7 protein-coding genes are annotated in these 7,407 nt (G+C 70.1%); 2 read left to right on the top strand and 5 right to left on the bottom strand.

The features are described from left to right. Positions 1-405 (top strand): archease (locus tag VK923_12850; protein HSJ45565.1); only part of this gene is annotated, 405 nt, incomplete at its 5' end. Positions 406-1,295: 890 nt separating this feature from the next. Here the strand turns inward: VK923_12850 and VK923_12845 are convergent. Both VK923_12845 and VK923_12840 read right to left on the bottom strand, forming a co-directional pair. Further along, positions 1,296-1,520 carry a hypothetical protein gene (locus VK923_12845; GenBank protein ID HSJ45564.1) on the bottom strand — a complete coding sequence of 75 codons (225 nt, stop codon included), beginning with the start codon at positions 1,518-1,520 and terminating at the stop codon, positions 1,296-1,298. A 927-nt stretch (positions 1,521-2,447) separates the two neighbouring features. Beyond that, complete coding sequence (locus VK923_12840; protein ID HSJ45563.1) at positions 2,448-2,570, bottom strand: hypothetical protein; 123 nt, start codon at positions 2,568-2,570, stop codon at positions 2,448-2,450. 310 nt (positions 2,571-2,880) lie between these two features. Between VK923_12840 and VK923_12835 the strand changes: the two genes are divergently transcribed. After that, positions 2,881-4,593 carry an HAD hydrolase family protein gene (locus tag VK923_12835; protein HSJ45562.1) on the top strand — a complete coding sequence of 571 codons (1,713 nt, stop codon included), beginning with the start codon at positions 2,881-2,883 and terminating at the stop codon, positions 4,591-4,593. Here VK923_12835 and VK923_12830 read toward each other — a convergent pair. The 3 genes from VK923_12830 to VK923_12820 all read right to left on the bottom strand — a co-directional run bounded on the left by VK923_12830 (position 4,581) and on the right by VK923_12820 (position 6,319). Continuing rightward, entirely contained in the window at positions 4,581-4,820 is a 240-nt protein-coding gene (locus VK923_12830; protein HSJ45561.1) for a hypothetical protein, read from the bottom strand. The two genes, VK923_12835 and VK923_12830, sit on opposite strands and share 13 nt — an antisense overlap. Before the next feature lie 175 nt (positions 4,821-4,995). Further along, the gene (locus VK923_12825) at positions 4,996-5,826 is read right to left on the bottom strand and encodes a universal stress protein (protein HSJ45560.1); all 831 of its coding nucleotides are present in this window, start codon (positions 5,824-5,826) and stop codon (positions 4,996-4,998) included. Positions 5,827-6,034: 208 nt separating this feature from the next. Beyond that, entirely contained in the window at positions 6,035-6,319 is a 285-nt protein-coding gene (locus tag VK923_12820) for a DUF1876 domain-containing protein (GenBank protein HSJ45559.1), read from the bottom strand. Between the last annotated feature and the right edge of the window lie 1,088 nt (positions 6,320-7,407).

The following is a 7,407-nucleotide window of genomic DNA, read 5'->3' as shown; positions in this document are numbered from 1 at the left end:
CATCGATCGTTGCCGCACACCGCCGACGTCATCGTCGAGGCGTGGGGGCCGACCCGCGATGCCTGCCTGCGTCACGCCGTGCTGGGCCTCGTCGCGACCTTCGCGGACGTCGGCGACGTCACCGCGTCAGCCAGCGTGGCGCGCTCCTTCCCGGCAGACAGCGGGGAGAACCTTCTGGTCGCCCTGCTCGAAGAGATCCTGTACCTGCTCGACGCCGAGAACCAGGTGCCGGTCGACGTCACCATCACATCCGCTGCCGACGGCGGCCTTGACGGCGCGTTCCACGTGGCGCCCGCCGCCGCACTTGACCAGCGCGGTGCCGTTCCCAAAGCGATCACCCACCACGGAATGGAACTGCGGCGCAACGCCGGGGCCTGGCGCTGCCGGGTCACGGTCGACGTGTGAACGCCGCGAGTGCGACGTGGGGACCACTGCGCCTCGGCGTGGCGACTGCGACAGCACGCCATGTCGGCGAGTGTCGCTACGAGCAGGAGGCCGGAGACCCAGCGCGAGCACGGCCGAGTGGATGAGCTTGTCCCGCCGGTTCTCACTGGCGGTGATCTAGGGGATCAGATCGGTCGCGCCGATGTACACGAGGTTGCCGGTCGCGAACCGAACGAGATAGTTGACCTTCAACGACCCGGCCGCTGCACACGCACCAGAGCACCAAGGGGAAACGTCGGCGCGGACAACACGTTGGAAGACGCCTCGGACTCCGATGACGTCCGCACCGGCCGCCGGATCACCCCCCACGGTTCCGACACACCTGTTCACCTGCTCGAAGCCGGCGTCGAGGTCAACGTCATCCGAGGATGGCTGGGCCACGCCGATCTCAGCACCACCAACCGCTTGCGGAGATCAACACCAGGGCCCAAGCAAGCTGCGCTTCGGGCCACCGAACCTCCGGGTTCCTCGACGGCATCCCCCACCACACCAATCTGGCGCTCCGACGAGACCCTCCTCACGTGGCTCGCCTCACTCTGATCGTTATGTGCCCGGCACCACCACCAACGAGCCGTTCACCCCCACCGACCCCGCCCACTAGCGGTCGCGGCCACATAACACCGGAGGGCACAGAACCCGGACTATGTCCCGCGTGTCGCCCAACACCCGCGGGACATATTCATACAGCACGTGCGTCGGCGCGCCGCCCAGCAGCCGTAAACACACATCCAGACACGCGATCACCGTCGGCAGGGTCTTGTCCCAGCACGACAGCACCATCCGGTAGCTGCACCACGCCAACCATGCGCACCACCGCTGCGTGCGGCGCCCGCCGATGCGCGGGCCCTCGCCTAAGTCGAACTGCAGCCAGTCGCCCGGCTCGGGATCCACGGCTTGTAGACCCGCCGCCGCGACGCCCGGTACACGCGGCGGGCCTCAGCGACCGCCCGCCGCGTGGTCCGCGGCGACCCCGCATAGCCCAGCGCGACCAGCTTGCGGTGCGCGACGTCCGCGCGCAGCTTGCCGTCCGACCGGCGCATCCACTCGCCCAGCTTGTCGCGGTGGCCGTCGATCAACCGGTCCCGCTCGATGGACGGCGGCTGCGGCGGCAACCCGGCGTCGCGTCGCTCGACGCAGGCTTTGACGGTCTTGTGGTCACAGCCGACCAGCTCGGCGGCCGCGCGGTACGACCCGTCAGATCGTAGGCATCCAAGATGTTCATGATCTCTCCGTAAGACTTCACCAGTCCCCTCCTCGGGGCCTCCGACGTGTGGTGACGCGGAGTGAACGAGGAGGGGCGCTCATCCCGCCCAGGCGAGACGAGCCACGGACTACAACGTGGGGAGATCTGGTGGCCACCAGTGGGGAATCTTCATGGCCGCCACCGGCTCGTGGCCACCTACGGGGAGTTTCTCATGGCCGCTGACACAGGATCGCGGTCGCGAGCAACGCCAAGGCGCCGCCGGCGTACCCGAGAGCTTCAGCCACCAGCGGCCGCACCCAGCCAGCCGCACACACCGTCGGCGACTCCGGTGCTTCGGCCTGGACGTCGGCGAGTCGCTCCCGGTGATGGGTGCGCGCTGCTCCCGCTCCGCTGCTTCAGCGGGTCGCGCACATGACAACTCGCGCCGATTCACCGCGTCGTAAGGGGGTGACTACATGGCGCAGAACCCGCGTGTTGGCCCTTGTTGACTGGACTCGCGGTCCGTCGCCATCGGCGAGGTCGCTGCCTCGGTAGTCGCCCGGTTCGTGTCGCCGCCACTCGTCGCTCGTGGCGGTTCGTTTCGGGTGAGCTCCGCCGCGGCCCTGTCATCCAGGAGGGGGGACGCGGCGCAGCTCGCGGGGCACAGCGTCGATCCGCGTGCCTTCATCGCCTCGCACCGTCATAAGCGCTTGTCACCCGTCGCTCGAGACAGCACCCGGCCGCGTCGCTTGTCGATGACGATGGTGTCGGGCGTACAGCCCCGCCGAAGATCGTCACGCCCAACCCCAAGCGGTGCTGATCATGGCCCGGTCCCGCTGGCCGTGAGTGGATCGGCGGTGAACAGGATGCCGGCTGCCTGCGCCGGCACCAGCAGCTGCACGCGCAGGGGATTGTCCCCCGGGTCGGTCGCGTAACAGGTCATCGCGGCTTACACGGAGCTGGCGGGATGCCTCTTCCAACGCGGCCAGCCGAGCGCCCTCGGCGGTCTGCAACGCCGCCAGCACGCCGGCTTCCAGCGCGTTGTCCGAGACGTGATGGAGTACGTGTTCCCCCTCGGCGACAGCCGCGTGTCGAGGCAGTATTGCCTGACCAGCGTCAGCGCAACTGCAGACCGTGCGGCTGCGAGGCTGCGCGAGTTGGTGCCTCACCACGGGCGTGGGACCTGTGGGCGTGCCGCCCGGGGCCGTCCGGCCCTTCGATCACTCCTGGGGCCGTGCGAACGTCAGGGTGTGATGGCCTTCCCGTTCCTGGCAGTCGCCGTCGACTTCGACGGCACACTCACGACCGCCGGTCGTCCGGGCCAGCCGGTGCTCGACGCGATCCGTGAGACCCGTGCCGAAGGGCGGTGGGTGCTGCTGGTGACGGGTCGCATCCTGGCGGAGCTGCGTGACGTCTACCCCGACGTCGGCGAGCACTTCGATGTGATCGTCGCCGAGAACGGCGCGGTGCTGGCCGACGAGGACGATGTCCGTGATCTGGTGGCGTCGGTCGCGCCCGAGCTCGGTGGCGCGCTCGCGCATCGTGATGTCGCCGTCCGCCGCGGTCGGGTCCTGTTGGCGTGCGCCGCGCGGGACGCCGGCGTGGTGCTGGAGGAGATCGGCCGCCTCGGGCTGGACTGTCAGCTCTTCCGCAACCGCGGGGAGCTGATGGTGCTGCCCGCCGGCGTGACGAAGGGCACGGGCCTCATGCGCGGTCTGGCGGACCTGGGGATCTCGCGTCATCGCACGGTCGCGATGGGTGACGCCGAGAACGATCACCATCTGCTGGACGTCTGCGAGCTCGGGGTGGCGGTGGGCAACGCGGTCGAGGCGCTCAAGGGGCACGCCGACATCGTCCTCGACCTGCCGAACGGCGACGGTGTGGCGGCGTTCCTGCGCGGCCCCGTGCTGCAGGGAGTCTCCAGCGTGCGCAGCAGACGCTGGCAGATCGAGATCGGACAGCTCGACGATGGACGTCCGGCGCTGCTGCCCGCCTCCCAGGTCAACGTGCTCGTCACCGGCGGCAGCCAGTCCGGCAAGTCCTACACCGCCGGGCTGTTCGCCGAGCGGTTGATGGCCCGGGACTACTCGGTGCTGATCTTCGACCTCGAGGGAGACCACGTCGATCTCGCGCGGCTGCGACGGGTCCTCGTGGTCGGCGCGACCGACGTCGCCACACCTGCCTCGGCGTTGGCCGACGTGTTGCGGCAGCACGCTGGCAGCCTCGTGGTCGATCTGTCCGGCCTCGACGCCGAACACCAGCACGGCTACCTGCGCGCAGCCGCGAAGGGGATCGACCGGCAACGAGCCGCGACCGGTCTGCCGGACTGGATCATCGCGGACGAGGCCCACGTGACCGACGTCTGGGACGGAGCAGGAGACCACTGCGGTGCGACCGCGGCCAAGGGGTACTGCCTGGTGACCTATCGGCCGGGGGTGCTCGATCCACACGTGCTCGACGACATCGACGTGATGATCGCCACGTTGGGCGGCGGCGAGGAGCGCGACCAGCTACCCGACACCATCGCGTCGTTCACGGGTCTGCCACGCGCGGAGGTCGTACCCCACCTGGCTGATCCGGGGCCGGGCGCGGCGCTCGTGATCGACCGTCGCGACCCGACCCGCCTGGAACGCTGCACCATCGGGGGACGCCGCACCCCACACATCCGCCACTGGCACAAGTACGTCGACGGGACGCTGCCGGCGCCGCGGCGCTTCTACTTCCGTGACGGAGCGGTCGCGGCGAACATCACCGAGTTCCACCGGCACCTGCGGTTCTGTGACCCGTCGGTCATCGACTACCACGCCGGTCGCGGCGACTTCTCGCGGTGGATCAACGACGTGCTGCAGGACCATGACCTCGCCGCGCGGGTGCACCTGATCGAACGGCAGCTGGACACCGTCGGCGACGGCGACGCCATCCGCGGTGAGGTGGTCGCGGCCGTCGGCTCGCGCTACCTGGGCTGAGCCACCGTCAACAGCCCGTCGAGCCGCGTGGCCAGCGCCGCGTGGTCAGCGCCGAGTGTCCTCGACGGTGCGTCGGTCGCGTCGTGCGACCGGATCGCGTGCGCCAGCTCGACGGTGTGGTGACCGCAGAAGTAGAAGTCCTGACCGTGCATCATGACCACGTGCCGTGCCGGGGCGGGGCAGTCGCCCCGGTCACAGACCGCTGCCGTTGCGGGCCCCGGTGCCATGGGCGCTCCTCTCACGATCCGCAGTTCAGACACACAGGCAGTAGACCAGCGGCCAGGTGATAGCGGCAGGGCACATCGTCCCACCCCTGAGGTCCCCATGACCCGGCCGGCGCCAGTGGTATCGCCCAGACTCATGGGACGTGCAGCGTGGTCACGGCGGCACATCTTCTGGACCTCAGGGGACGATCACCGTCGGCCCGCACGCGTGGTGCAGGCACTGATGGCTGACCGAACCGAACGGCATGTCGGTCAGCAGACCACCGCCGCGCGTGCCAATGACCAGCAGGTGGTCACTGCCGGACAGTTCGAGCAGGCTGCCGGCAGGTGTGCCGCGCACGACCACGGTCTCCACGGTCACCCGGTCGCCGGCCGTGTCGTGTTCCAGACCCCGCACGATGGCTTCCGCGGCGTGCCGCGCGGCTGCTGCGGCCTCTGGCGTCGCCGGCACGGTGGGCTGGTAGGCGTGGGCGATGGTCAGGGTTACCGACCGACGTCGGGCCTCGTCGACCGCCCAGAGCAGCGCGCGGTGCGCAGCCGGTGAGCCGTCCACTCCGACCACCAGCGGACGCTGTGCGTCCATCTCCTCGGGGCGGCCGCCGTCGGCGCTGATCACCGCGACCGGCACCGGCGAGCGCGCCGCGGTGCGGTAGCCGGTGGATCCCAACCGCAGTCGATGGAACCCTTCTGCGCCGCGGGCACCGACGACGAGGAGCTCAGCGTCGACCGCGGCGGCGATGACGCCGCTGCTGGGCACAGCGCCGACGGCGGTCGTCGCGGCGCTCCACTTGACGCAATCGAGCACGTCGCGGTTGCGGGTCGTGATCGCGTCGAGCCGTGTCTCGGCGAGCTGGTGCTCCTGGGCGCGGGTCACGGGACCGGTGCGGTGCTGGACGAAGCAGTGGACGATCTCGACGGCGGACGATCGCATTCGGGCCTCACGCACTGCCCACCGCAGCGCGCGGTCGGCCGGTGGTGAGCCGTCGACGCCGACGACGATGCGACCCATCTCAGGCGCGTCGGGGGCCGGCGCTGCGGGCGGCGCGTGCTGCGGGCAGTGTGCTCATCTCGCGTGTCCTGTCCTGTGCACGGGTGAGGCGTCCACGGGCCGCTGCGGCCGTGCAGATACGAACGTCCCCTGCCGCGCGGTGCGGGACCACGGCCTGAGGCCCGCGTCGCTCGGCGCACTTCGCGTGCCGGCGACCGGCTCACAGCGCTCAGTCGACGAGGTCGGCGACGGGCTGGTGGGTCACGCCCTCGATGTCATCTGCAGCGGCATGGAGCAGCTGGTGCGCGAGGTCCGACAGTGCTCTGGCGGCGGCGAGCTCATCACCGATCTCGGGTACGTCGGCGTCCTTCGGGTGCTTGCGTGCCTCACCGCGGCCGCGCAGGTCGGTGGCGTCCTGCGTGTGCAGCCGTGCCTCGGCGTGGGTGTGCACCACCTCGTCTTCGGGGTGCTCACTGAGATAGATGTCGACGGTCCAACGCTTCGCGACCGGCATGTCCTCACCTCCGGTAATCATCGAGCCGATGCCTGAGCATCGCACGCGGCGACGGCGCCGTGCAGGGTCCAACGTCCCGGCGTCCGGACGCACCCGGCCAGTGGCCGCGGAGGGTGGCCAGGACGGGACGCGACCGGGTCCGGTTATCGCGCTATCGCGCGTGACCCAGCCGCAACGGGTCCGCGACGAATGGGGGGTGGACGGTCTGTCGCGCTCGACGGTCAGGCTGGCTGTAACGGGGTCCGTCGCCACGGTCACAGATCGCAGCCATCGCCGGCACCGGTGCCATGGCGATCTGTCCGTGGCGGTCGGCCGTCGAGCGCGTGGCAGTAGACGCAGCGTTCGATCCTGCGGTGGGCGATCGGACCGAACTGGCGTTGCTCGAGGCCGTGGGGTCAGCACGTATACGGCGGCTGCGCTCGGCATGGTCTCGGCAGGCGACCATCCCGTTCGACAGCGACCGGATGCGCATGCTCACCGTCCATACACCGGTCGACGGTGGTGCCCTGGTGTTCCACCGGTCCGGACGGACGCGCACTCAACGCCGACACGATCACGGCGCACGTCGACGCAGCGGCAGCAGGAGTCGTCCGGCTGCTCGCGCTGGCCCGTCGCGGGCTGGCCGCCGTGATGGCGGCACCCGATGCCGAGGTGTCGAGCCCTGCAACCGTCCAGAGAACCCGTGACGATCCTGCGCGCCATGCGCGATGCGGCTTGCACCACCATCACCGCCTCCTCGTCGGTGCCCGTCCCTCGACGGCAGATCGCAGGCGACGTCACATCGTCCACCGCCGACAGGCCCGATTCCAGGCCCGGCGGACTGCAATGCGGGCGAAGGGTCTCGACAGGCAGGGCCGAACGTCCTGGCACCGCGCTCAACCCCGTGGGACACTGCCGAGATCGGACCAACGGGGAATGATCACCCCAACGGTGCAGGTCGGACGAGTGCCGCCCAGGGCGCTCACCGCGGACCATGGACAACGCGGACGGCCTCGTGCAGGTCCGATCACCTGGGAAGGAACCGGCAGAGCCCCGGACGACCGATCCCCGGAGGGATCACGGCCGGGGCTCCGCTCCTTCGTGAACAC

The organism is Euzebyales bacterium (genome assembly GCA_035461305.1).
Classification (GTDB): domain Bacteria; phylum Actinomycetota; class Nitriliruptoria; order Euzebyales; family JAHELV01; genus JAHELV01.
The sequence above is the reverse complement of the archived record's forward strand: the minus strand, read 5'-3'. Positions and strand labels throughout refer to the sequence as shown.